Below are 22,931 nucleotides of genomic sequence, written 5' to 3'. Positions count from 1 at the left end.
GTTCCACACTGAGGGAAGCTGGGCCTGAGCTCACACCGCGCGGCTCCAGCCTCCAAGCCAGGCGCGCCGCCCCGCCTCGGCGAGCTCAGCCTGGCGCACTCGCCAGTCCGGCATCCACTGACTCATCCGCCGTTCCCAGGCTTGGCCGTGCGCGCGTCCGCCCGGCCTCGTGGCGTGGGCCATCTCGTGTGTCAGCACGTACTCAACGAGGCGTACCGGCATGCCGAAGATCGCCCAGTGCACGGCGACGAGGTGCGTCGGCGGGTGGTAGTACAGGCCCCAGTGGCTCCGTCCGAGGTCCCTCACTACGTACATAAGGCCTGAGATCTGGCCGTCGAGCTCGTACGGCCTGCCAAGCCGTTGCACCCACTCCAGGCCGATCCGGCGGTAGAGGCCTACGACCGCCCGCCGCACCGCGGCTCGCGACTGCCGGCGCGCGTACAAGATCCCGTCTGGACCGAACGCCGGAAGCTGGTCGATGCCCGCGGGAGCACGATCGACGAGCTGCAACCGGTAGCCGGTTCCGAAGAGATGGAACTCCTCCCCCTCCGTGAACCCCTTGATCGGGTGGGCGGGAGCCAGCTCCGTCGCGGTCTTCACCTTCTCTGCGAGCCACCGCCGTTTGCTGGCAACGAACCAGGTGACCAACCGGGGGTCGGTGGTCGGCGGGATCAAGACCACCACTGAGCCACCTGGATTGACCTGAAGTGCGAGTCGGCGACGTCGTGGCCTCACCGCAACCTCGACCTGCCAGTCAGCAGGTAGCGACGCGGCGGCCAGCGCGGCATGGAACCGGTCCAAGGCGGTCATCGCGACGTCTCCGAGTACTCGACGTGCTCGACCGAGGTAGCCATCACGGCACCGCCAACGCGGAGGAGCTCGTTGACTCCGGTCGACGTTGCGGCGTGGATCGGGCCAGGAACGCCATATACCCGCCTGTTCAAGCGGTTCGCGATCTCGGCGACCCTGAGTGCACCGCTCTTTCGCCCGGCCTCGACGACCACGGTCGCCGCCGTCAGGGCGGCCAGCAGGCGGCACCGAGCGTGGAATCGAATTCTGTTCGGCACGGAGCCGATCGAGTACTCACTGATCAGCAATCCGCCTTGATCAACAATTTCCGAGTGCAGGCGGTCGTGCCGGCTTGGATAGATCTGGTCCACACCGCAGGGCAGGATCAAGATCGTCTGCCTTCCAGCGACTAGCGCACCCCTGTGGGCGGATTCATCGATCCCGAACCCTCCGCCGCTGACAACCGTCGCCCCGGCATCTGCCAGTGCGCCACCAAAGTGCGCAGCGATTGTGTTGCCGTAGGCAGTAGACGCGCGAGACCCAGTGATGGTCACAGCTGTTGCCGTGTGTGCGGCCAACGAGGCTCTACCGCGCAACCAGAGGGCGAGTGGTGGCGCGTCCGCGCTTGCCAGAGCCGACAAGCGTTCAACCGGCCAGTCGTCGTCTTCAGGGACCAACAGACGGGCCGTGCCGTCTTCGATAGCTTGAAGGTCAGGCGAGATCTGGACGTCCCGCCGGGAGACCTCGGAGAGCACTGCAGCCGGAGCGGTGCCGTGTTGGATGCTGGCGGCCGCGTCGACCGGTCCGTGGACGGCGACGAACTGGCAGGTAAATGGCGCTGGCGGTTCAACGGCGCGCAACAGGAGGAGCCGCGCGCGAACCACGTCGGATGACGGCATGATCAAATCTCCTTGGGAACGTGGTGCGAACTCGGTCAGCCGTAGACGAGTTGACCGAGGGTGGCGAACTGGACGATGACGTCGAAGCCGACGCAGTCGAGTTGGCAGAGTTCGTCAGTGGCTTCGTCGTGGCTCTCAGTGGCGACCACGGATGCGATCTGATCCGCGATCTTGCGCGACAGTTGAATGGAGTCTCGTTCGCGCGCGATGCGGCGCATCGTCGCGATGATCATGTTGTGGTCCAACGTGAAGCGATCCCCGGTCTCGTCCTCTTCAAGGACCACCGTCCACTCGAGAACATCGTCGATGCCGGTGTCCGTGTCAGCCCGCACTACGACTTGTTCGTCGACGACCGTCGACCAGAAGCGCCGCATGTCCCATGAGTCGAACCAGACGTTCCAGGTGTCGTCAGGCGTCAGAAGCTGATCATTCATTGCGTTTCTCCGTCCAGACAGGAGGCTCAAATGGTGTGATCAGCGGCAATGGCCGGTGATCTGAACTAGGTGCGCCATGTCGACCACGGGCCCCGCCCAGTAGGTGACGTGCGCTGGCTCGTCCCCGACACTCCAGATGTAGAGCCGGAGATCGGGGTCGCTTGGGCAGGCCCATACCGAGCGGCGCCCAGGCCCGTTGGGCGCAGAGTGACCGTGTTCGTCGCAACGGCCGTCGTCGATCGGTCCACCCCAAGACGCGTGCAAGTGCGCGGTCACGCGAAGGTACGAAGCGTCGAACGGCACGGCGTGAGATTCCCGTTGTGCTGCAACCCATTCAGCAAGCTCGTCTGCTGACATCGGCGGACCGGAGGTGATCACGCAGCGGACAGCATCCGAATCAGAAAGTCGACCAAAATCACTGCTGTCCGCGTAGGCGAACGAGTGCGGACTCGTGAACCACAAGGTGATCCAATGCGGGCCGCGATGCCAACCGCGCACGTAGCCTCGCCGATCAGACAGTTCGCCGATCGGAACCGGTGGAAACACGTCTTCCAGAACCCGATCAGGTCTTGGCGTCCACCGGTGTGCGCGGAGATCGTCGTCAACGTCCAGGTAGATCATGTCCGTGGTGCGAACGCCGGCGTAGCCGTCTGCCGCACGACTCAACGTCTCCGCCAGGCCGCTCATCCGGCCTGTGACGTTCCGGAGGCCACGGTTTCGCATCGGCTGCGAACCGATCGCGTCGTCGTGGAGGTCGGCGACCTGGCAACGAAGGTCCCCCGCCAGCTCGCTCAAGCTGGAGAGACCCGCTGCCTGCAGGCGATTCACGACCTCCAAGGCACGAACACGTTCGCGCTCCCTGTGGAGCTCTGCACGAAGATCGTCGTGTTCGGAAGAACTGTTGCGACTCATCTTGGGACCTCACTTACGCGGCTGTCTGGTATCCCGTGCCAGGGCACGTGGCCAGGTTGGGTAGATAGGTGGTGCGGAACTCGTGCCACGCGCGCTCAGCGTTGGCACGAGCGTGGTTGCGGCCTTTGTCCAAGCGGGTCAGGCCGCGCCGCTGTTCCGTTTCCTGATTGAGGCGTTGGCGGACCAGCCAGGTCACGGCCTGAACCTGATGCGCGGAGACCTGCTCACCCGCTTGTGCGGAGATGCGGTCCGCCGCGCGGTGGTAGAGGCTCACGACGTGGTCGTAGTGCCGTCGAGAGATCGATCCGTCCTTACGTCGGGACCCGTTCATGGGCGCCGCTTCGTACTCCTCGGACGTGAGCGCGCGTCCGTGTGCGACTGACAGCGCATGGCGATCGATCACCACACACGGGTTCTCTGGATCCCGGTCCCCGCCGAACTCGATCAAGTGCGCGAAGTCGCGGATCTTCGGACCGCTCAAGAGGTTCTCGTACTGTTCGCCGCTCAACAGCCGATCAGCTGCACGCTTCTGCGCTGCCGTGGCGAACATCCCGCAACCGGGACCACCGATCCCCTTGCCCCCGCGCAGGACACGGGCAGCGTTGAGGACGTTGCCGATCCACCCCTGTTGCGGGGAGTAGAGCGCAAGCATTCCGGCGCCGAGATGAGCGTTGCCTTGCGCGATCACGATCGCGACGTGGTGCGCGTCGAGATACCAACGCATGCCCTGCGCGATCTCGTCATCGGTGGCCTGATTCCAGTGCCACACAACGTTTTCATGACTTACCGGATGTGCTTGGAACCACGGGTGAGCGGCGGTTGCGGGCATAGCGGTTCAGCTCCTACAGGTTTTCTGAAGTCACGCGGCGGACGGAGCCGAAACCGGAATCGACGCCATGGCGGAGAAGTCGAAGATCGCCAGCTGATCTGTCTTCAGCGCGAGCTCCATCGCTTCGGACCGATCCGCAGTCACAACGGAGACGTCCAGGTAGACACAACCGGTCGAGGGATCACACCAACCACCGAGAACACGCCCCGGCAGCGAAAGGACGTCCACAACTTGGGCGATGTACTCGTGAATGTCACCACTGGTCACACGACGCTCATAGACGCGCTCGTGTTCCGGATGAACAGCCACTGCGTAGCCACGGCGAACATCCGAACCCCCAACAGGATCAATGGAGAACCCGCCATCGGGAACAGACAAAGCATCCGCGATCGCACAGATACGGGCAGACCAATCAACCAGAGTCATAGCCATGACAGCACCTCACTTGGCGATAATTCGGCCGAATGACGTTGCAACTCAAATCCAGCGAGACCGGCAATCAAGGAACCGTGTTCTCACAGAGGGACTACCGTTGCCACCGACACCAGAAAGAGGCCGCTACCAATCAGGAAGGCTCACAGGGACGTCGCGCCCTGATCCTCACCCTCACTCAAACTGTTTACCTCATGTCGTGGAGTCGACATGTAGAAGTACACATCTTTGGTCAACACTTTTCAAGCCCGAGGTGCCCACATCACCCGCTCGTGACCTTCCGCACGCGAAAGATGCAGGTCAGAGCACTGGATGCACCCAGAGCGCTGCGAACATCGACCTCAGGGCCCCAAGCGCTGCGCTGACGGCCGCCAGCCAAGCCCGACTTGATCACGACGGGCACGCAGCCGGCAGTGTTCAAGCCCCAGCGGGCAAAACTCGCACTGGCAGCCCTTAGAGGGCGTCCAGGCCGCACGCAGGAGAACGAGCTCAGGGCGCCGGGGAGTCTGGAGCGAGCGCCGGCCAAGCCGTCGCCACCAGCTGGACCACAGCTCGGCGTCAGGAGAGCCGACCGCCAACCAAGCCGACTGTTCAGACGCTTGTCGACCACTGAGCCGGGTGCCGCACGGGAAGCCCCTTCAAGGGCGCCAAGCAGCGGTTATGCAGCCACCGAGGACTTCCCATCTAACGGGAAGCTATACGAGAACTTGCCCAGGAAGGTCGACGGGAACAATGAGAGGCGTGGTGGCCCACGACTAAAGCCGCGGGGCGCCACGCCTCTCAATTCCCGAGCTTGAACCAGATTGGCAATCAGAACACACGAAGACAAGAAGGCCCAGGTGCCACAAAGAATTGCGCGCAGACCACAGGCATTACCGCAAGGATACCGGAATACTTAACGCACTCCCCTACAGCCGCATGTCCGCTCAAACGCGCGGTTGCGAAAGTGCGCACCTCCGGTCGCTGGGAGGACCCGTCAGATTCGGCGGTGTGGTGACGTAGTAGGCGTTGACGACCGTCTGGCCGTCAGAGCGGAAGAAGGGACGTTGGTGGTAGGGCGGCACACAGGATGTTCCGGTGTTCCCGCCGCTCCAATGGAACTTGATGAGGATGAAGCTGTCATCGCAGTGGAAGTAACGCGCGGTGAGTTCACCGACCGGTTGGGGCAGTCGGACGAACCCGCAGCCTGGGGGCGGCATGATTCTGGTCGCGGCGTCTGCTTCTGGCGCATTGCCGATAGCGGCCGCCGCGAACATGCACACGGCGCTGAACACGTTGACCAGTCGACGGTTCATCGAGATGGCTCCGATCGTTGAAAAGGTTTGGTGCAGTGGACATCTGAAGAGCGCCGGTGCCTCAGGACGCGGCGCGATCTCTCGCAGTGAGCAGTGGCTCAGCGGTGCCTCGGCCAGACAGCTCGGCGAGGGTCAGCGTGTCGACGCTGGGTTCTTCGTCGATCTCGCCGAGCGTGGCGGTCAACAGGGCGAGCGTTCTGGGCACCGCGGTGTGTTGTCCCAGCCGTGCCTGGGTTCGCATGATGTCGCGGTAGACGCCTTCGTTGTACGGGTCGAGCTTGCGCGCTCGTTCGAGCAGTGCGAGCGCGGCCTCGGGGTCGGTGAGGCTGTGCTCTCGAACCAGGGCAGCAAGTGCGTCCAGCACATCCCGACGTGCGGACTCTCGAAGCGGCTCCACCCAAGGCGCTAGCAGATCTTCGGCAACGTCTCCGACGTACAGGTCGACGGCGGCGTGTAGTTGAGCTGTGCGGTCATTGCCTGTGTGGAGCGGTTCCTGAAGGGCGCGTTGGAACTCCCACAGGTCGACGTCAGCAAGTTCGTCGTTCAGTCGGTAGCGGCCCTTGTCGTTCAGTACGAAGTTGGCCATGGCCCCGTCAGTGGCGTCGGTGACCAGGCGCCGGAGCATGGACATGGCGTTGTGGAACGAGTTGTACGGGCGCGGTGGCCTGCTGTCCGGCCACACCGCCTCGTTCAGCACGTCGCGTCGCACGCCCTGCGGGTGCAGTGCCAGGTGAACGAGCACTTCGCGGTGTTTCGGCGTGAGCAGTTCGTTGAGGTCACGGGCTTCCGCTCCGATCGGCGTGAACACGAGTTGGAAGCGGCCGAACGCCTTCACAGTCAGCCGCGGTCGATGAGGACAAGGCGTGTCGATCTCATCGACTGCGGCTGCGCAGGAGCACGGTGCGGGAATTGCAGGCTCTGGCTCGAGGTCGGCACGGCCTTGGTGAGGGCGGTCTTCTGCCGGTGCCAGGGCCGCTTCGGCATCGCGGAGGACGGTGAGCAGGTCGATGGCGTCCGTCGAGGGCAGCGTGAACAACCGAGCACCGGAGAACTCGGTTCCGAGGCGGGGACTGGTCGCGCTCACGGTGCCGTCAGCGCGAACGACCACGGTCGTTCCAGGCTTCCACGGGCCCAGGAGGATGCCCGCCAGGCCAAGTGTGGAGCCGTTGTCCAGCACGGCCTGGAGCCGACGCTCGGCATGGGCCGCAGGACGGGCGACCAGTACGACGGCCGGCAACCCGGTCGTAGGTTCTCCGCCTGCACAGCGGGCTCGGCTGAGCAGGGCTGTTTCCATCTCGTCCAGGGCGGTGTCGATTGAAGAAACGACCCGCACAGCCATCGGCAGGTCCTGAACTTCGGTCTCGCCGAAAAGCAGGTGAAGGTCCTGAGCGGGCAGAAGGACGCTGAGAGCCTTGAGAGTCCCCTGTGCTGTAAGGACGTGCAGGAGCAGCGCGCGCACCGCAGCGGCGGATCCAGGGCCCGCCAGCCCTATCCCTCGCGTGCTCGCGAGGGATAGGGCGAACTCGTGCCCCTGTTTCACACCGACGGCCACGGGCAGCTGGGGCTCCGACGAGGCCGGGCCGAAGTCGACGATCTCGATGTCGCCACCGTGCGCCGACCGGTCGTTCTGGTGAGCCGCTTGCAGCGCGCGGACTGCCGGTGCGACCGGGCGCTGGAGGTCAGAGCGTTCGCCGCTGCCCAGGCGGTACCGCCGGCGACGTCGCAGGCGCGTCGACACCAGCACGGCCGAGAGCGCTGCGGCCAACCCAACGCTCACGAACACGCCGACCTTCGGCTCCAGACCCGGCGTCGCCTGATCAACCTGCTGTTGTGTTGGCGCAGGTGTCGCTGTAGCGCTCGGCGTTGCGGGCGGCGCTGTGCTGTCCGGGCGAGGGAGTTGTTGCGGGGGCTGTGGTTCGGCTTGCTCGGATACGTATGCAGCAATCTTCCAGCCTGGTCGCAAGAGGTTCGGGTCGGTGAGAGAACGTCCGTCGGCCTGTTCGACTCCGCGGTTGAGCTGGAAGAGCTCGGGCCAGCGGTGACCGCTGCCCGGCCCGTGGATCCGTTCGGCGAGCCGCCACAGACTGTCGTAGACCCCGTTGTGCGGCAGCCGGACCTCGTCGACAACTCGCACAAGGCCGGGCGGCGCAGGTGCGGTGCGATCGATTACAAGGCCAGATGCAGGTGCAGAAGCTCGGCCAGGCACAGCGGGCCCGACCACCTCGGTGGGCTTCAGGTCGTGAGCGCGCCCATCAGATGTGACGGCGAGTGCGCGGTTGGTCAGGAGGGTGAGGACGACGGCCCCGACAAGGGTGCCGGCGAGGGCCTGCAGCGGGCCTCGGGCACGTGGTGCGGTCCAGGTCATGCCTCGGGCGAGGTCGATGATGGAGCGGACGACGGCCAGGACGAAACCGAACCACGAGATCCAGCAAACGGTCGCGAGCAGGTTGATGAAGAACTGGCCGCTCATGGGATTGAGTAACGTCGCGTGGACCTCGTCCCACGTCGGGACGTGGTCCGGTAGCGGCCAGCCGACGAAGTGCGCCAGCGCCCAGGGCAGACCGATCACGAGCGTGGACAACGCGACCAGCGCCAACAGTCCTCGCATCACAAGGGTTGAGGCGAGCACTGCGGACCGGAGCGTTGTTCCCGATTCCCCGGTCATGGTGTCTCGTTTTCCTGCGGTGCAATGGAATCAGCTGTGCTTGGCGCTGACGACGAAGCCGCGGATCGCCGCTTGCGCCTTCCGCGATTCGGTTTGCGGGCGCCGACGATCTGTTCGAGTTCCGCGGTCGGGGTGTCCGTGAAGGCGGCCAGTTCTTCGACGGCGATCACGTCGTTGTTGTCGAAGATCGCGTCGCCGATCTGCTGCTCGATCTCGCCGAGCCGCTGGAGCACCGCGGCGCGCTCGTGCGCGAACTCGCCGACGAGCAGAGCGGCTTTGGCTCGCCTGGCGCTGCGAGCGGAGTCGGCTTCTTCGACGCGGCGGACGATGTCGTCAGTCGTTGCCATCTCCGAAATTTCCTTCCTGCTATGAGATTCCGCGTTGCGGTTGTGCCTCGCCGCGGCCGGTGACCGTGATCGTGTCGACGGTAAAGAGGCCGAGGAGCTGTGGTGGTTGGTGGATCGTCACGATCACGGTGACGGTGTTGCCGGTGACTGCGACCGAGCCGGTGTGCCCCGAGGCGGCAAGGTGCTTGTTGGCCGCGGTGCCGGCTTGGATCGGCAAAAGGCGCAGGGTGCCGTCGGCCCGATAGGCGGCCAGGTCGATTTCCTGTGCTCCGGCCCGAGCGGCTTCTTGTGCATGCCCCATCGCGCGGACCTTCGCGGCGAGCGCGAGCCCGCCGTCGAGGACGAGGCCGCCGAACGCGAGTGCGGCGACCGCGATGGTGACCACGTAGGCGGTGACCTGGCCTCGTTGATCAGCTCGTAGTCGTTCGGACGTCCTCACGGCGTTGCTCCTGACGTTCCGCGCCAGGTGTCGACGACTGAGGAGAAGGTGCAGGTGAGGACGCGGCTTCCGGGCAGCCCAAACCCTGACAGGTCGCTGAGGTCGACGGTGCACGTGACGGTCGCGGTCACCGTGGAGCCCGGCCGGAGTCCGGCGGTGTCGATCGTGACGGCCAACGCTCTGCAGCTGACGCCCGCGGCCGCGAGCGCTGAGGTGGCGGTCTCCTGGGCAGCGGCCGCGGCCTGAGTCGGCGTTCGAGCTGATGTTGCCGCTCGAACGGCCTGGTGAGCCACGTCGTTGATCCGTATCTGTGTGGTGACCAGCCGGCCGCAGAACACCACGAACACCATCAGAAGGATCAGAAGCGGTGCGCCCAACGCCAGTTCGGCTGCGGCTGAGCCTCGTTCGTCGCGCATTCGTGCTCGGGCCGCGGGGCTCATGGCGAAACCGCTGTCAGAACACTTACGACCACGATCTCCAGGCAACCTGACTTGCTCAAGCCTGCGCTCACGCAGTAGCCCAACGGACCATCGACACGTAGGGAGGCAGGCCGCAGGCTGTTCATCAACCAGACAACAGAGGGGAACGTATGCCCTTCCCATGGCAGATCGCTACGTCGAGTGCGGCTGGCGCATTGATAACGCTCATCGGAGTCCTCGTTGGAACCTTCCTCTCTGGCAGAGCTCACAGACGCCATTGGAGCCAAGACAAACAGCTCAACGCTTGCGCTGACATCCTCACCGAGTCGACGTCCGTTCAACTCAGCCTGCGTCGTCGGTGGCGGCACGGCGACGACCTTGACTGGATGAGATGGAACCAGGCACTCGCGATGATCTCCTTGGTAGGAAAGCCTGAAGTTGTCGATGCTGCGGTACGAATCGACAAAACCTTCTGGGACGAGAGCATGCGCATCGCCAACGGCGAGATCACTGACGAGTCGGCATGGAGTCCGGTCAGGGACCGCATGGAGGCCGACCGCCTCGAATTCCTGAACAAGGCTCGCCTTCACGTCATGAGGAACAGAGCAGCTCTCACGAGGTTCCCGATTGGACGGATACCTCTGGCAGACACGCTTCCGACTGCGCGAGGAAAGCGCTCCGATGAAGCTGACCAAGCCTCTGGCTCCAGCGGTCCAACATCGACCTCGCGCTGACCCAGCTCGAACCTGGGCGCCAGGTTCAGATCTGGCCTGAGTTCGGGAACTGAAGCGTCCGGGTACGGTCATCACCGACCACCGCCACTCGGGCTCCCAACGGAGACCGCTGCAGAATTCGTGAACCCGTAAGAGATCGGGGTGAACCTCTCGACCGGGCCGACGGCGTCGGCGTGCACCGAGAGAGACAGGAACGGAACCACACTGATCGCCTTCCCGTGGACCTGGACAGCGGCTTGTGCTGTACCGCGTTGTGCGGAAACCGTGGCGCCGCGCAGAGTTCGGCTACCGAGCTGGTCGAGCACCCGCTCACCTGCCGCTGCACCAGCATTGGCGTTCCCGCCCAGAACGCGGGTCGAGGACAACCCCTGCGCTGCCGCGGTTTGCGCGATGTGCGCCGCGTGCATGTACAGCGCGAACTGCGCGATCATCAGGAAGAGCAGGAACAACAGCGGTGCGGTGATCGCGAGCTCGGTTGAGCCGCTTCCTCGTTGATCGAGGCGGGCGCGTTGGATGAGCTTGAGCATCGTCATCGCCTACAACTCGATGCTGTTCGCCTTTTGGATGGCCTTGGCCACGATGACCGCCACGATCGCGATCGCCGCGGCCACCACCAGCGCGGTGGTCACGACGAACTCGGTCGAGTAACCACGTTCGTCGCGGCGGGCCTGTTCCAGACCGGCTTCGAAGTAGAGGACGAGTATCTGGATTTCGATGAACATGACCTCTCCTACCTGCGTTAAGTGGTTGATCGGGCCCTTAGAGCCCTTCCAAGACGTTCAGGACTGCCGGGAAACCGATGAAGACCAGAAACCCGGCGCAAAGGACGACGACCGGCACGCTCATCCGCTCGGTGGCCGCCTGTGCCTCGGCCTCGGTGAGGGCGAGCTCCCTCGTGCGGAGGGCTCCGGCTTTCGCCGCGAGGCTGGCGCGAACGCGAGCGCCTTCGGTGCCGGCGAGGCTCACCGAGGCGGCGAGCTCCGTGAGCGGCCGCACGCCGAGTTCGACGCCGAGCTGGTGAAGCGCGGCCCACGGCGTGGTCCGGGTGAGTTTGGCGGTCATCAGGGCCGTGCGAAGCTGCTCGAGCGCCCAGCCCTTGCCTACCCCGGCCGCCACGTTCATCGCTCCGTCAACACCTGCGCCGCCGGCCAGCAGGACCCGGATCAGGTTGAGGTAGGCCGACAACGCGTGCCGGAACGTCGAGCGTCGTTGCTCGGCCTCACGGCGAACGTGGACATCAGGCAGGAAGAAGCCACCAACAGCGAGCGAAACGCTTGCTAGGAAGGGGATCTGCCAGCTGAGCCCGGAACCGGCGACCAGGAGCACCAGCTGCACGAGCGCGGGCAAGAAGATTCCGGTCAGCGCGAGGGCGGCCTTCTCGGCCAGGTGGTCGCCCACAGCCTTGCCGACGACCGCGAGGTCACCTCGAAGCGCTCTGCCGGGCAGACCGAACGAGGACAGGGCGTTCACGAACGGCTTGCCGATACCGGTGGCCCAGCTGCCGGAGCCGGCGGTGAGGATCGGTGCGGGTGTGGGCTCGGCCTTCAGCTGGTCGATCAGCGGACGCAGCGGCGGCCGTGGCGGGAACACGTACACCGCGAGCATCCACAGCCCTAGCCCGATTCCGGCTCCCCAAAACGCCATGCTGATCATGTCGTTGCCCCCTTGCCGCCAGCCTTTTCGTCCACAACGGACTCAGGTGCGCGGATCGAGTCCAGTTCGGTGAGGAATCGGTCCGGCTCGCGGAACCGGGAGATCTTCGCCATCCAGGCGAACGCGGTGGCGAACAGCGCACCGACGAGCAGGAGCGCGAGCTGACCGGCCGGGGAGTCGAACGGACGGAGGTAGTCGCGGTTGAAGAGCACGAGGCCTGCTGCGAACGCGAGCGTCGTGACGACGATGACCCGCACACTGGTTCGGCTACGAGCGCGCCCGGCATCCACGCGCATCCGCATCGTCGCTTGCTCCCGTGCCTCGACGGCGAGCTCGCCCAGAAGGTCCGCGAGCTGGCGGGCCTGGTGGTCGGAGGCCAGCACGAGAGCGGAGATGACCAGGTCCGCAGTCGGGTCGTGCAGCTGTTCGGCGAGTTCGCGGAGGCATGGCGCCAGGCGCTCGCCGCGTTCCAGCCTTACCGCGAGGGCCGTGATCTCGCCTCGGACCGGCTCCGGGCAGGTGGACGCCGTGGCGATGATCGCCTGCTCCAGGCCGGCCGCGGCCATGAGCGTGTCGCGGAGCATCTCCGTCCAGCTAGCGATCGCCTCGATGCGTTCGAGTTGTTGCTGGTGGTCGGCGTTCGACGCCAGGATCCGCGGAAGCCCGAGCACCGCGGCCGCAGTCAGGACGGCGCCCACCACCCAGCCGGTGAACATCCCGACCCCGACGCCGACGAGCAACGCGACGGCGAGGCGGCCGGCGACCTTCTGGTCGAAGTACTTCACAGACGTGGCCGTTCGTCCATCGGCTTCAGGCTGACCGCGCAGCCCGATGACGATGAGAATGACTCCGGTGGCGGCACCGGCAGCCAGCAGGGCGAAGAGCAGCGTGGTGATGGTCATGGCGTCCACCAGCCGTCGCGTCGGTCGCAGAGTTCGGGGTGGTAGCCCGCCTTGACGAGCAGTTCGACGGTGTCGGTGCGCAGCGGTGCGGCGGGGACCGCTCGCCTGTCCGGACCTGGGCGCCAGCACTCGTTGCTGATGATCTGCGCGCCTTCGGCTCCGACCACCTCCCGCACGGACGACACAACGCGCTTTCCGTCTTCGCCGCGTGGCTTGTTCAGGTGGACGACGAAGTGCAGGGCCGAGGCGACGAGCAGGTTGGTGGCCTCGATCGGCAGCCGCTCGGGGCCCTGGACCGCGTAGGCGGCGAGCTTGGTGAACGCGCCTTGGCTGGAGCTGGCGTGCAGGGTGCCCATCGAGCCGTCGTTGCCCATGGACATCGCGTTGGTAAGTGGGATGACCTCGGGGCCGCGGACCTCCCCGACGATGACCCGGTCAGGGCTCATCCGCAGCGACTGCCACACCAGGTCCGACATCGAGATGCCGCCCTGGCCCTCGATGTTCGGTTCGCGGGCCTGCAACGGCACGACGTCCGGATGCAGCTCCGGGTCCTCGCCAAGGCCCAGCTCGAAGACGTCCTCGACGGTGACGAGCCGTTCCCACGACGGGATCGCCGAAGCCAGCCCGCGCAGCATCGTGGTCTTGCCGATCGACGTGCCACCGGTGACCAGGACGTTGCGGCGGGCCCGCACAAGAGCCGACAGGAAGCTCTCCAGCGCCAGATCGATGGTCCCGAGTTCGCGCAGCTGCTCGAGGTCCACCGTGCTGAAGCGGTGGCGGCGGATCGAGACCGACGGGCGTGAGGTGACGGCCATGACCGCAGAGACCCGCTCGCCGCCGGGCAGCTGGAAGTTCACGATCGGCGAGCCTCGGTCGAACCTGCGTTCCTCCACACCGGACCGGGCTGCCAGGTCGCGGATGAGCTCGACCAGCTCGGTGTCCGACCCGACCACCGGCGGCAAGCGCTTGCGGGTGCCGTCCGCGCACCTGACGAAGACGCGCTCGCCGTTGATGTTGATGTTCTCGATCTCGTGGTCGGCCAGCAGCGGCTCCAGACCCGCCAGTCCGAAGACCTCGTCCAGCACCTGTTCGATCAAGCGCAGCTCTGTGTCGGGCGTGACCAGCATTCCGCCGGTCGCGGTGTTGTGAAGCTCAGTGCGAGCGTGTGCCTCGGCGGCGTCGGTGAGGATTGCTTCCGCGAAACGTCGGCGGTCCTGCGCGTTCATCGGCGGCCGTCCAGCCACCTCGTCGCCACTGATGCGCTGGCCGAGTTGCTCAGTGAGCGTGCTGCGCAGGTGATCGCGCAGCCGCCGCACCGCAGCGGCCTCTCCTGCGACGTGGTGAGGCAGCTCGGACGGGCCGGCCAGACTGGTGCCGTTGAGATTCGGCGTGCTCATGACGGAGCTCCGTCCCTGCGAGCCTCGACCGGCTGCCTCTCGACGACCAGCCCCAGGTGGCGAGCAGCGCCGCGCGGCTGAGGCACGGAGGCGTTCACGCGAGTTTGCAAACTCAACGCGAGCTTGAGAGCAGCCCTGCCGAGAGCGGACTTCTTCGGTCCATGCCTGCTGTTTCCCCTACCGCACAGAGCTTCTGCGCCCTTGGCGTCGCACGGGATGTGCGCCATGACTGGGACGCGCAGCTCCTGGTGCACCTGGTTCGTGTCGAGGCCTTCCCCAGCCAGGACCAGGCACGGCCGCGGTGACCACTGCTGAACCGCCTGGAGCTTCAGGGCGACACGGGCGAGTTCGTCCTCCTGCGGCCGGACGACCAGCAACATCGCGTCAGCGCTGCGAATGATCGACAGTGCTGGTGCAGCCGGATCCACTCGTCCGCAGTCGGCGATCACGACGGTGTCCGCTCGGTCGCCTGCGCGCCGCAAGGGAGACACCGTGCCCGAGGTCAACAAGCTCAGTGCTGCACGGGCTTGCTCGGCGCCGGCAGGCCCGGGAACGACTCGAAGTCCACCGGGGAGGAACTGCACGTGGTGGGCGAGGTGCTCGGAATCGGCATTGCCACGAACGCGAGCCGACGCCGCCAGGCTGACCAGGGTCGGGTCAGGGCTCAGCCGGAACCTTGCGAGCAGATCGCCTCCTGCTGGGTCGGCCTCGACGACGACCGGGACCTCAGGACCCGGCCACCGGGCGCCGAGCGCTACGGCGAGGGTGGTCACGCCCGGCGAGGCCTTCAGCGAACAGATCGCGATGAGCATCAGCGGTTCCCTCCTGCAACGGCGAGCAGGCTCACCTGGCCGGCGGGCGCCAGCAGCAGAGCGCGACCGTCCGCTTCGGACATTCGCAACGAGACGACGGTGGTCTGCTCGTTCTCACGCCCCGAGACGCCGAGCACCACCGCTATCCAGGACTTCGCGACGCCCTCTGGTGTTCCTTGGCCCGGTGCAAGCAGGACGGCAACGGTCGTACCCGCGGCCAGGTCGGGAGGGAACTGCCCGGGCTTGAGTCCGACCGCGGCGATCGCCTTTCCCTGTTCGGGAATCTGAGCAGTACCGAGCATTGACCGCGTCACGAGCGTTCCCGCCGGCAGGCTGTAGGCGAGCGGCTGCCCCACAGCCGTGGGTGCCGCTGACGCAACGACCACGTCGGTCCCCATGTCGACCGCGACGGCGATGGGACGAAGGTCCTGCGCGACCAGGACTTGCCCGGCAGCGACTGGTCGAGCCAGCGACAGCACGCTCTGCCGGTCTCCCAGCTCAGTGGCGAGGACCGCTCCCGCGAAGCCGCAGCCGGGCACAAGTACGAGCCCCAGCAACAGATGCGGAATCCGACGGCGGCGACCGGTCCACCGCTTTGGCGGCCTGCCGTCACGCGCAATCCAGTTCGAGGGTTGGGAAGGCGGTTTGGTGTCGGTCGTGATCATTTCGGGCCCCCTTTTGGCATGGCTCCATCGCGACACGTCGGTTCAGCGGTTCGACGTGCCTTCAACCAGCGGATGTGTTTGTGCGGACCGCCTGTCGAGGCGGACGTGAGGTGGTCAGCCGGTCGTGATCCCCTGGCTCTCGGCCACGCGGAACGTGGCCGAGGCATTGGTCGACAGGTTCGGGAACGTCCCGCTCTGACCGGCGCCGGACCAGGTCACGGTCCACTGCACCTTGACGCTCACGAGGAACGCTTGCGACGGCCGACCGGCCGAAGAGGACCTGTACGTGTGCCCGCAGTCGGGCGAGGCGCTCTTGGGATCGTCGCCCGAGGTGAACGGCGTGCCCGAACCGGTGCAGGTCACCGAGCTGCCGTCACCCATCGACCACGTGGAGGACTGGGGTTTCGCGACCGCTGTCACCGACACACCGGGCACGGACGCCGTGGCCGAGACGTCGCCCCAGCTGTCGCGATCCAGCCACATCCAGGTGGGCAGGTTGACCAGTTGCTCTCCGGCCGGGTTCGCCCGGATCTTCGGCTTGGGCAGGCGCAACCGCTTGGCGGCCATCTCCGCGACCTGCTCCGGGCTGGGTGGTGGAGCGTCGGCTCCTGCCGGAACCCAGATCGGACCGCGGGAGTTCGGGTCCTTCCCGTCCGGGGAGCACAGCATCATGAACCACCCGCCAGGCTCCTTCGGCGTCTCCTGACCGGGCTTCGGTCCAGCAGGTACGTACCGGCAGCCGAGCAGCTCGTCGTCGCCGCCGTTCTGCTCCTGGCCGCCCACCGGGCGCTGAGCTTGGCTGGTCGAACCGTCCGGGCGTCTCCCTGCCGAGACCTGGCACCACGGTGAGGGATTCTGAGCGCAAGTGGCTGTGCCCCAGGCATCATCCGCTTCCGCGGGCGGCGGCGCGATGAGAAGAAGCGCTACCGCGAGAACGAGTGATCGTCGCATCGCTCAACAGCTCCCGATCTCGTGAACCGCCCAGTCCGAGACCTTCCACGTGCCGTCGGACTGCTTGTCGACCACGGCCTCGATGAGCCGCAGGCCGCCTGGAACGTCGTCGGCCAGCAGGTTGGTGTCCTTGCGGTACTTCAGCCAGTTCGTCGAGTCCCCGCAGTCGGTGACCTGGACCCTCGTTGGGACATCGACCGGCTTCACATCCGACGCCTTCGGAGCGAGGACCGGCTCCCCTCTGCTGACCAACCCCTTATCCCGGTCTGACCGCAGACTGCGTTTCAGCTTGTCCAACGCAACGCCGGCCGCGTGCTGACCAAGTCGCTGCGAATCCGGATCCGACGTGACGCCTGCGGCAGCAAAGGCCTCCCACATCCCTTTGTAGGCGACGACCGCGCTCGTACTGGCCAGCTCCGCCGGTTGCACAGCAGACGTCGTCTCGGGAGACGATGTGGACGGCGTTGGCCCTCGGTCGCATGCGCTCGCCGCCACCAACACGCCGCCGAGCGCGAGCAACATCGTGGTCCTCTTCATCGCGGCCTCCATGTCGGCACGGTGGAAGTTGTCGTCGTGGTGGCCTCGATTGGGGGCACAGAGACCACCACGACTCGGGCGCCCGGAGTGAAAGTGAATTCCGGGCGAAGTTCTTCAGCCTGCGCGAGCAACACGATGAACACGAAGGTCGCGCAGGCGCGGTGAAGCGCCCTTGGCGCCTCGTACGCGATGACGGGATCGGGTTCCGGAAGTGGCAGGCACATCACACAACCCCTGTCAGGCCTGCAACATCACGTAGACGGCTCCGCCGAGGAGTGCCGGACCGAGCGCCACTGGATCGTGACGGCCGACCCGCTTCGCGATGAGCAACATCCGCATGACGAAGGAAGCCGCCAGCAATCCCACTGTCAGTCCTAAGAAGACAGACGCCCAGCCAAACCAACCCAGGTACAGCGCCAAGGCCGTGGCCAACGTGACGTCGCCGAACCCGAGCTCGGCGGTGAACCTCTGGTACAGGAGGAATCCGGCTGCGAATACCGCGATGCTCGAGACTCCCGCCCGGAGCAGCGGTTCGAACTCGCGCCGCACGAGTGCCTGGGCACCGATCAACGCCAAGCCCCCGAGGAACAGCAGGCCGACGACCCTGTGCGGCAGGAGGTGGCAGGCCGAATCGACCAGAGCGAGGACCGTTCCCACGATCAGCAGCCAGGCCAGCATCTCCGCGGACCGCGGTACGACCAGCGCCACGTACGTCAGCGAAGAACCCAGAAACATGCTCGCGGCAAGGGAAGCAGTACTCGGAGGCCAACCGGTCAGCGACCAGTGCACCGGTTCGTGGCGCGCGATCGAGAAGGCGGTGAGCACCACCAGCGGTCCGGCGGCCACGCCAAGTAGACCGTAGGACAACGTGATCATCACGCCCTCCAGCAGCTGAAAGTTCGAAGGGAGTGATCAACGCAGGCAAGCGCAACGACGCGTTGCGCAGCGGCGGAAAGTGTTTGCCGGTAGCGAATGGTCGCCGAGACATCGTGATCCCCGATCGCGTTCGAGGTCAGCCCAAGGGCTGCCTCACGTGTGCGTTTCAGGGATCAGCTCGATAGCGACAAAGCCAACCCAATCGGAATAGTCCGATTGGCCTAGCGTAGGCAGTGGCGGCGATCACGTCAACCGGTGTTCCAATGATCGTCCAAACCTGCCTGTCATCGCTCAGCTCAGCGACCTGTCATCTCGACCCATCAGCTGAACGAGACGGCAGGACCCGTCCCGACGAATCTTGCAAGTCCGCGAGCACGTAGCACTTCGGGTGTTTGATCGCCTGCGAGGCCTGGATTTGAGCGATGATCAGCCGGTGACGAACGCGCCGGTGCCTCGCCCTGATCGCGCTCCCGAAACTCGGCTCAAGCCCGTCGCCAAACGGACGCTGACCGCCGTAGTCGTGGGAGTCGTGGTAGTCGTTGGCGGCCTGCTGACCACGGTCGGACTACTCATGGGCAGCGCAGCAGGGCAAGCCACGATCCAGCTCGAACTCATCCGCATCGCGCTCACCGTCCTGCTAGGTACCGGTGGTCTCTTCGGCCTTTACCTCGCCTGGCGGCGCCAACGCGCCGCCGAAATCGCGCTTCAGCAGAAGGAACGCGACCAGGCCGATGTCGCTCGCGCCTACGACCTTCAACTACGCACAGCCACCGCAACCGAACGGGACGCAGAGGCTCGCCGCATCACCGATCTTTACACCAAAGCGGCTGAACAACTCGGTTCCGACAAAGCCCCGGTCCGACTCGCTGGCCTCTACGCGCTCGAACGCCTAGCCCAGGACCACGAGAACCAGAGGCAGACCATAGTCAACGTCCTCTGCGCCTACCTACGCATGCCCTACACGCTCCCAGACGACCTACCCACCGAGAATCCTCCCGCGAAGACAGCCGACCTCCACCGCGAACAAGTCCAAGAACGCGAAGTCAGACTCACAGCTCAACGCATCCTCACCCACCATCTCCGGCCCGGAGCGGACCCCAACAACCTGGCCCCTACCTTTTGGGCAGATGTCGATCTCGACCTGACCGAAGCCACTCTCATCAACCTGGACCTTTCGCACAGCGCCACCCGCACCGCTACCTTCACCAGCACATGCTTCACCGGCACCACTCAGTTCGTCAGCGCGCAGTTCAACGCCAACGCCAGGTTCGAGGGTGCGCGGTTCAACGCTCGCACCGAGTTCGACGAAGTGAAGTTCGTCGGCCCTGTCAGCTTCGAGAAGGTGCAGTTCGCCAGCATCGTCAGGTTCAAGGGGGCAAAGTTCGACGGCCCCGCCTGGTTCAACGAGGCGCGCTTCGCCAGCCACGCCGAGTTCGACGAGGCACAGTTCGCCGACGTTGCCGGGTTCGGCGACGCCAAATTCAACCGTCCCGTCGGGTTCAGCGACGTCCGGTTTGAGGACCACGCCTGGTTCAACAAGGCGTGGTTCGCCGACACAGCCAGGTTCAGCAAGGCGACGTTCGCTGGCTCTGCTCAGTTTCTCAAGGTGAGGTTCACCGGTACCGCCTGGTTCAACGAGACGTGCTTTGCCGGAGCTGCCGACTACGGTCGGGCAAATTTTGATGGCGAAGCCGAGTTCATGAGGGCACAGTTCGACGGACTCGCCGGATTCAGCAATGCTCAGTTTGCCGGGAAAGCCCTGTTCGGCGGGGCGCAGTTCAACGCCCATCCCTGGTTCACCGAGGTCCAGTTCGCCAGCGGCGCCAATTTCAACCAGGCACAGTTCGGCGGCGGTCATGTTCCGGGTGAGATCAGACCTTTCACAGGGTCGGATCACAACGTCACACCACCTCAGCACCCGCCGCCCGACCATGGTTCTGAGTGGTAGATCCGAACAACAACTCCGCGCGCGCCTCCGAAGCGGTTGTTCACTTACCGCGGCGACGTCCGAGCAACCGTTCCGCAAACGGCATTAGGTCCTGGTAGTGACCTCCAGCCAGACGAGCGAGGACGGCCACCATGCGCGCGTCGGCACCGACGAAGACCCTTGCGCGACGACGTTCTGCTCCACTTAGGACTGTCAATGCCGCTTCCTCGGGCTCGGTGCGGGCGACCTTCTTCTCGAAGCCCCTGGCCACTGCCTCTCGGTTCTCAGGGCCCGCGAAGCTCCCATTGCGGACTATCGAGGTCCGCACGCCTCCAGGGAACACGCACGTCACCGAAACCCCGCTACCGGCGTCGGCGAGCTCCTGCCGCAACGACTCGCTGAAGCCGCGGACCGCGAACTTCGACGAGTTGTACGCCGTGTACTTCGACGTCGCCACGAGACCGAACGCGCTCGAAAACGTAACGACACGACCACCGTTCGACCTGACGACGAACGGCAGGTGCGCCTTGACGGTGTACATGAGCCCCCGCCAGTTCACCGCCATGACGCGCTCGATGTCCTCGACGTCGGAGTCGAGCAGGCTTCCCCGATGGATGACTCCGGCAGCCGCGAACACCGAATCCACGCCACCCAGCTCGGACTCGGCAACCTCCGCGGCGGCCTGGAGCGCTTCCCAGTCCGTCACGTCAACGACCTGCACGAGCGCCCGCACTCCAACCGCCTCGCAGTGGCGGAGCGTCTCCTCCAGCCCAGCAGAATCGCGGTCGAGCAGCGAAAGCCGAGCTCCACGTCGTGCAAGCTCAACCGCAAGAGCGCGACCGATTCCAGCCCCAGCGCCGGTGATCACTGAGACCTTGCCCTCGTAACAGCTCAAGACCCAGCACCTTCCCCGCGGCCGGCCACTCAGTCGACCTTCCCACGTTCGGCCAGGGTCAGGGTGACGAGCGCCGCGGTGGTGTGCTGGTCCAGAGCCATGAGCGCAGCGGAGACGTTCGTCTTCATCCAGCTTCCGTCATCCGCCCGAAGCCGCAGCACTCCCGTGGCTCGGCCGCTCGAAGCCAGCTCGTTGGACAGGCCGAGCGCGGTGCGCAGGTCCTGACGGTGGATGGCGGGACGGTGGGATCTGCCGAGCGTCCACGCCACGCCGGGCATGGGGTTGTCGACCCACTTCAGCAGCCTCATCGTGCGCAGGTCGACGATCGCCCGCCAGCGTCCAGGCCGTGCCTCGGCCGCAAGGACCTGTTGCGCGAGCAGGACCGGCATGGGCGGCGGCGCGGCAGGCACGGCCTCGGCCGGACCGATGTCGTAGGTGATGCCGCGGACGACCAGCTCCGTCCGGCCACCGGGAGTCTGGATCTTTACGCATCGGCAGGCGAAGCGCACCGCTCGCCTGACCCCGTCGTCCCGGTTCACCGTCCACGTGGCCAGGTGCTCCGCACCAGCGGTCGCGTTGACAATCAGCGCCAACGCCTTCGACTCGTCCGAGTTGGTCTGGAGCCTCTTGTAGGCGAAGAGCTCAGCCAGGTCGTGCTCGTTCCGCCACCTGTCCGGCCGAGTCCCGTAGAGCCTCAGCAGGTCGTCGGACCTGCAGCTGACGTGCCGGGCGAGGTTGATGTGCCAAGCGCCGGCAGCAGGCCGCGGCGGAGGGTCTTCCTCAAGCGGACCTACCCACAGCTGGACGCCGTGGACCGGTTCCCCTCCGTGCGCGAGCAGCGGGTACGCGATCACGCGCCGCCTACCTGCGGTTGTCCGCGCCTCGACCGGTTCCCGGCCTACGACCACCCGCGTGATCGCGCCCAGCACGTCGGGCAGGAATGGCCCCCGCCCGAGCACCGAACGAACGGTGACCATGTTCTTCGGCTTGTTCCCCACCGCCAGCACGGTCGGTTCCTGCCGAACCCCACCAAATGTCTCGACCAACACCCAGTCAGCCGCCATAGCTCCGTCCCCCCGGTCGAAGATTGGCCTGCTCAAGCAGGCTAACTCCGCCAACCGGGCTTTGCTTGGAGCTCCTCCAAGAAGCCGACGATGCGGCCTTCAGTTCATTCAGTTGAGTGAATCAATTGGTTGTGGTGCTCACTGCAGACAGGCCGAGCGCTCCGCGTGAGTGCTGCTTGAGTCCACCGACCTCAGCGCTGCAGCACGTGAGCTTCACCCGCAGCCACCTCCGCGATGAGCTCCAGCGACTCCCCCGGTCCGAGGGCGAGTTGTTCCAAGCTCACGAAGCGTTGCGCGCACTGTTCGACGAGCCCTGGCTCCTCGATGTACTCCGCCTTCAAGAACGTCTCCATGTACGCCACGTCGTCGTGCTGGCGGTGAGGGAACCTGAGCACCGTGAACGGTGACCCCATCGCCGGATGCGCCCCCGCACACCACGGCACCACCCGCAGGCTCACCGCCTCGTGTTCACTGACCTCCATCAGGTGCATCAACTGCGCTCTCATCACCCGCGGGCCGCCTACTTCCTGCCGCAGCACGGCCTCCGAGCACACGGCTTGCACTGTCAGCGGTTCGTTGCCGTTCAGGCGTGAGGACCACGCTTCGCGCACCATCGCCTGCCTGGCGGTCCGCGCCGGGTCGTCGGACCGCATGACCGCAGACGAGTACTCGGAAAGTTGGAACACGGCCGGAACCATGTCCGTCGCGAACACGCGCAGACCCGTCGCCTCGAACACGAGGTTCGCGAAGTCCGCCGCCGGATCGAAGTTGACTTCGCTCTCCGACGCCCGCCTGCGTACCCGTTCCGCATGTTGCGCGCGCGACACCACGGCTTGCCACTCCGGCGTCGGCACCTTGTACACGTAGCCGAGTGCCATGATGTCCAGCGTTGCCGACGGTTGCACCGCGTTCTCCATGATGGACAGCTTGGCGCTGCTGAAGCCCACACGCCGACCGGCCTCGGTGAGGCTCAGCTCGCGCTCGGCGCGCCACCCGGCCAGCTGTCGACCGACGGCGCGCTCCAGTGCGGTGGCTCGGAAATCCTTCGGCATGAGAGT

The 22,931-nt window shown here is 65.7% G+C and carries 26 protein-coding genes and 1 pseudogene; 2 read left to right on the top strand and 25 right to left on the bottom strand.

The genetic code is table 11. The features are described from left to right. Nucleotides 1-30 precede the first annotated feature (30 nt). The 10 genes from ACQEU1_RS40245 to ACQEU1_RS40200 all read right to left on the bottom strand — a co-directional run bounded on the left by ACQEU1_RS40245 (nucleotide 31) and on the right by ACQEU1_RS40200 (nucleotide 9,041). A complete protein-coding gene (locus tag ACQEU1_RS40245) occupies nucleotides 31-810 on the bottom strand; it encodes a M48 family metallopeptidase (RefSeq protein WP_433214470.1) in 780 nt (259 codons plus the stop codon). Then, entirely contained in the window at nucleotides 807-1,688 is an 882-nt protein-coding gene (dprA, locus tag ACQEU1_RS40240) for a DNA-processing protein DprA (RefSeq protein WP_433214467.1), read from the bottom strand. The genes ACQEU1_RS40245 and dprA overlap by 4 nt, the downstream gene beginning before the upstream one ends. A 35-nt stretch (nucleotides 1,689-1,723) precedes the next feature. Beyond that, nucleotides 1,724-2,122, bottom strand: coding sequence for a hypothetical protein (locus tag ACQEU1_RS40235; protein WP_433214464.1), 399 nt, complete (start codon nucleotides 2,120-2,122; stop codon nucleotides 1,724-1,726). A 39-nt stretch (nucleotides 2,123-2,161) separates the two neighbouring features. Further along, complete coding sequence (locus ACQEU1_RS40230) at nucleotides 2,162-3,034, bottom strand: hypothetical protein (RefSeq protein WP_433214462.1); 873 nt, start codon at nucleotides 3,032-3,034, stop codon at nucleotides 2,162-2,164. A 13-nt stretch (nucleotides 3,035-3,047) separates the two neighbouring features. Further along, entirely contained in the window at nucleotides 3,048-3,863 is an 816-nt protein-coding gene (locus ACQEU1_RS40225; RefSeq protein ID WP_433214459.1) for a DUF7178 family protein, read from the bottom strand. A gap of 30 nt (nucleotides 3,864-3,893) precedes the next feature. Further along, nucleotides 3,894-4,295 (bottom strand): hypothetical protein, encoded by a 402-nt coding sequence (locus ACQEU1_RS40220; RefSeq protein ID WP_433214456.1) that lies wholly within the window; start codon nucleotides 4,293-4,295, stop codon nucleotides 3,894-3,896. A gap of 926 nt (nucleotides 4,296-5,221) precedes the next feature. Then, nucleotides 5,222-5,590, bottom strand: a complete 369-nt coding sequence (locus ACQEU1_RS40215; protein ID WP_433214453.1) for a DUF6355 family natural product biosynthesis protein — start codon at nucleotides 5,588-5,590, stop codon at nucleotides 5,222-5,224. A gap of 61 nt (nucleotides 5,591-5,651) precedes the next feature. Further along, nucleotides 5,652-8,186 carry a BTAD domain-containing putative transcriptional regulator gene (locus ACQEU1_RS40210; protein ID WP_433214450.1) on the bottom strand — a complete coding sequence of 845 codons (2,535 nt, stop codon included), beginning with the start codon at nucleotides 8,184-8,186 and terminating at the stop codon, nucleotides 5,652-5,654. A 65-nt stretch (nucleotides 8,187-8,251) separates the two neighbouring features. Further along, nucleotides 8,252-8,602 carry a hypothetical protein gene (locus tag ACQEU1_RS40205; protein ID WP_433214447.1) on the bottom strand — a complete coding sequence of 117 codons (351 nt, stop codon included), beginning with the start codon at nucleotides 8,600-8,602 and terminating at the stop codon, nucleotides 8,252-8,254. A gap of 19 nt (nucleotides 8,603-8,621) precedes the next feature. Beyond that, entirely contained in the window at nucleotides 8,622-9,041 is a 420-nt protein-coding gene (locus tag ACQEU1_RS40200; protein WP_433214444.1) for a pilus assembly protein TadG-related protein, read from the bottom strand. Between the two features lie 54 nt (nucleotides 9,042-9,095). On the opposite strand from ACQEU1_RS40200, the gene ACQEU1_RS40195 reads away from it, so the two are divergent. Next, the gene (locus tag ACQEU1_RS40195; protein WP_433217107.1) at nucleotides 9,096-9,287 is read left to right on the top strand and encodes a hypothetical protein; all 192 of its coding nucleotides are present in this window, start codon (nucleotides 9,096-9,098) and stop codon (nucleotides 9,285-9,287) included. 38 nt (nucleotides 9,288-9,325) lie between these two features. Here the strand turns inward: ACQEU1_RS40195 and ACQEU1_RS40190 are convergent. From ACQEU1_RS40190 to ACQEU1_RS40135, 12 genes and pseudogenes are all read right to left on the bottom strand, one after another. Then, nucleotides 9,326-9,457, bottom strand: a pseudogene (locus tag ACQEU1_RS40190) (TadE/TadG family type IV pilus assembly protein); the annotation flags it as partial. Between the two features lie 20 nt (nucleotides 9,458-9,477). Next, nucleotides 9,478-10,050 (bottom strand): hypothetical protein, encoded by a 573-nt coding sequence (locus ACQEU1_RS40185; protein ID WP_433214441.1) that lies wholly within the window; start codon nucleotides 10,048-10,050, stop codon nucleotides 9,478-9,480. A gap of 215 nt (nucleotides 10,051-10,265) precedes the next feature. After that, complete coding sequence (locus ACQEU1_RS40180) at nucleotides 10,266-10,727, bottom strand: TadE/TadG family type IV pilus assembly protein (RefSeq protein WP_433214438.1); 462 nt, start codon at nucleotides 10,725-10,727, stop codon at nucleotides 10,266-10,268. Nucleotides 10,728-10,730: 3 nt separating this feature from the next. Next, on the bottom strand, nucleotides 10,731-10,916 hold the full coding sequence (locus tag ACQEU1_RS40175; protein ID WP_433214435.1) for a hypothetical protein: 186 nt from the start codon (nucleotides 10,914-10,916) through the stop codon (nucleotides 10,731-10,733). Nucleotides 10,917-10,953: 37 nt separating this feature from the next. Further along, nucleotides 10,954-11,847 (bottom strand): type II secretion system F family protein, encoded by an 894-nt coding sequence (locus ACQEU1_RS40170; RefSeq protein WP_433214432.1) that lies wholly within the window; start codon nucleotides 11,845-11,847, stop codon nucleotides 10,954-10,956. Then, nucleotides 11,844-12,749 (bottom strand): type II secretion system F family protein, encoded by a 906-nt coding sequence (locus ACQEU1_RS40165; protein ID WP_433214429.1) that lies wholly within the window; start codon nucleotides 12,747-12,749, stop codon nucleotides 11,844-11,846. Before ACQEU1_RS40165 ends, ACQEU1_RS40170 begins: the two co-directional genes overlap by 4 nt. After that, on the bottom strand, nucleotides 12,746-14,146 hold the full coding sequence (locus tag ACQEU1_RS40160) for a CpaF family protein (protein WP_433214426.1): 1,401 nt from the start codon (nucleotides 14,144-14,146) through the stop codon (nucleotides 12,746-12,748). Before ACQEU1_RS40160 ends, ACQEU1_RS40165 begins: the two co-directional genes overlap by 4 nt. Further along, nucleotides 14,143-14,958 carry a MinD/ParA family ATP-binding protein gene (locus ACQEU1_RS40155; RefSeq protein ID WP_433214423.1) on the bottom strand — a complete coding sequence of 272 codons (816 nt, stop codon included), beginning with the start codon at nucleotides 14,956-14,958 and terminating at the stop codon, nucleotides 14,143-14,145. The genes ACQEU1_RS40160 and ACQEU1_RS40155 overlap by 4 nt, the downstream gene beginning before the upstream one ends. After that, complete coding sequence (locus ACQEU1_RS40150) at nucleotides 14,958-15,623, bottom strand: SAF domain-containing protein (protein ID WP_433214420.1); 666 nt, start codon at nucleotides 15,621-15,623, stop codon at nucleotides 14,958-14,960. The genes ACQEU1_RS40155 and ACQEU1_RS40150 overlap by 1 nt, the downstream gene beginning before the upstream one ends. Before the next feature lie 114 nt (nucleotides 15,624-15,737). Then, the gene (locus tag ACQEU1_RS40145) at nucleotides 15,738-16,406 is read right to left on the bottom strand and encodes a hypothetical protein (protein ID WP_433214417.1); all 669 of its coding nucleotides are present in this window, start codon (nucleotides 16,404-16,406) and stop codon (nucleotides 15,738-15,740) included. Nucleotides 16,407-16,577: 171 nt separating this feature from the next. After that, nucleotides 16,578-17,123 carry a hypothetical protein gene (locus tag ACQEU1_RS40140; protein ID WP_433214414.1) on the bottom strand — a complete coding sequence of 182 codons (546 nt, stop codon included), beginning with the start codon at nucleotides 17,121-17,123 and terminating at the stop codon, nucleotides 16,578-16,580. Nucleotides 17,124-17,348: 225 nt separating this feature from the next. Continuing rightward, nucleotides 17,349-17,987: a prepilin peptidase gene (locus tag ACQEU1_RS40135; RefSeq protein WP_433214411.1), complete on the bottom strand. Its 639-nt coding sequence runs from the start codon at nucleotides 17,985-17,987 to the stop codon at nucleotides 17,349-17,351. Between the two features lie 433 nt (nucleotides 17,988-18,420). On the opposite strand from ACQEU1_RS40135, the gene ACQEU1_RS40130 reads away from it, so the two are divergent. Next, a complete protein-coding gene (locus ACQEU1_RS40130; RefSeq protein ID WP_433214408.1) occupies nucleotides 18,421-19,935 on the top strand; it encodes a pentapeptide repeat-containing protein in 1,515 nt (504 codons plus the stop codon). Between the two features lie 40 nt (nucleotides 19,936-19,975). Here the strand turns inward: ACQEU1_RS40130 and ACQEU1_RS40125 are convergent, their stop codons facing one another. The 3 genes from ACQEU1_RS40125 to ACQEU1_RS40115 all read right to left on the bottom strand — a co-directional run bounded on the left by ACQEU1_RS40125 (nucleotide 19,976) and on the right by ACQEU1_RS40115 (nucleotide 22,925). Beyond that, on the bottom strand, nucleotides 19,976-20,809 hold the full coding sequence (locus ACQEU1_RS40125; protein WP_433214405.1) for an SDR family NAD(P)-dependent oxidoreductase: 834 nt from the start codon (nucleotides 20,807-20,809) through the stop codon (nucleotides 19,976-19,978). 29 nt (nucleotides 20,810-20,838) lie between these two features. After that, nucleotides 20,839-21,873 carry a GAF domain-containing protein gene (locus tag ACQEU1_RS40120; protein ID WP_433214402.1) on the bottom strand — a complete coding sequence of 345 codons (1,035 nt, stop codon included), beginning with the start codon at nucleotides 21,871-21,873 and terminating at the stop codon, nucleotides 20,839-20,841. A gap of 191 nt (nucleotides 21,874-22,064) precedes the next feature. After that, nucleotides 22,065-22,925, bottom strand: a complete 861-nt coding sequence (locus ACQEU1_RS40115) for a helix-turn-helix domain-containing protein (protein WP_433214399.1) — start codon at nucleotides 22,923-22,925, stop codon at nucleotides 22,065-22,067. Nucleotides 22,926-22,931 lie beyond the last annotated feature (6 nt).

It is taken from the genome of Lentzea sp. CA-135723 (assembly GCF_050936595.1).
Taxonomy (GTDB): Bacteria; Actinomycetota; Actinomycetes; order Mycobacteriales; family Pseudonocardiaceae; genus Lentzea.
This window is presented reverse-complemented; position numbering and strand designations above follow the sequence as displayed.

Coding starts and splice junctions, on each gene's coding strand:
- ACQEU1_RS40150 (WP_433214420.1), bottom strand. CDS start 15,623: ATGATCACGACCGACACCAAACCGCCTTCCCAACCCTCGAACTGGATT.
- ACQEU1_RS40215 (WP_433214453.1), bottom strand. CDS start 5,590: ATGAACCGTCGACTGGTCAACGTGTTCAGCGCCGTGTGCATGTTCGCG.
- ACQEU1_RS40235 (WP_433214464.1), bottom strand. CDS start 2,122: ATGAATGATCAGCTTCTGACGCCTGACGACACCTGGAACGTCTGGTTC.
- ACQEU1_RS40225 (WP_433214459.1), bottom strand. CDS start 3,863: ATGCCCGCAACCGCCGCTCACCCGTGGTTCCAAGCACATCCGGTAAGT.
- ACQEU1_RS40115 (WP_433214399.1), bottom strand. CDS start 22,925: ATGCCGAAGGATTTCCGAGCCACCGCACTGGAGCGCGCCGTCGGTCGA.
- ACQEU1_RS40180 (WP_433214438.1), bottom strand. CDS start 10,727: ATGACGATGCTCAAGCTCATCCAACGCGCCCGCCTCGATCAACGAGGA.
- ACQEU1_RS40155 (WP_433214423.1), bottom strand. CDS start 14,958: ATGCTCATCGCGATCTGTTCGCTGAAGGCCTCGCCGGGCGTGACCACC.
- ACQEU1_RS40205 (WP_433214447.1), bottom strand. CDS start 8,602: ATGGCAACGACTGACGACATCGTCCGCCGCGTCGAAGAAGCCGACTCC.
- ACQEU1_RS40120 (WP_433214402.1), bottom strand. CDS start 21,873: ATGGCGGCTGACTGGGTGTTGGTCGAGACATTTGGTGGGGTTCGGCAG.
- ACQEU1_RS40170 (WP_433214432.1), bottom strand. CDS start 11,847: ATGATCAGCATGGCGTTTTGGGGAGCCGGAATCGGGCTAGGGCTGTGG.
- dprA (WP_433214467.1), bottom strand. CDS start 1,688: ATGCCGTCATCCGACGTGGTTCGCGCGCGGCTCCTCCTGTTGCGCGCC.
- ACQEU1_RS40165 (WP_433214429.1), bottom strand. CDS start 12,749: ATGACCATCACCACGCTGCTCTTCGCCCTGCTGGCTGCCGGTGCCGCC.
- ACQEU1_RS40160 (WP_433214426.1), bottom strand. CDS start 14,146: ATGAGCACGCCGAATCTCAACGGCACCAGTCTGGCCGGCCCGTCCGAG.
- ACQEU1_RS40245 (WP_433214470.1), bottom strand. CDS start 810: ATGACCGCCTTGGACCGGTTCCATGCCGCGCTGGCCGCCGCGTCGCTA.
- ACQEU1_RS40135 (WP_433214411.1), bottom strand. CDS start 17,987: ATGATCACGTTGTCCTACGGTCTACTTGGCGTGGCCGCCGGACCGCTG.
- ACQEU1_RS40230 (WP_433214462.1), bottom strand. CDS start 3,034: ATGAGTCGCAACAGTTCTTCCGAACACGACGATCTTCGTGCAGAGCTC.
- ACQEU1_RS40220 (WP_433214456.1), bottom strand. CDS start 4,295: ATGGCTATGACTCTGGTTGATTGGTCTGCCCGTATCTGTGCGATCGCG.
- ACQEU1_RS40175 (WP_433214435.1), bottom strand. CDS start 10,916: ATGTTCATCGAAATCCAGATACTCGTCCTCTACTTCGAAGCCGGTCTG.
- ACQEU1_RS40140 (WP_433214414.1), bottom strand. CDS start 17,123: ATGGAGGCCGCGATGAAGAGGACCACGATGTTGCTCGCGCTCGGCGGC.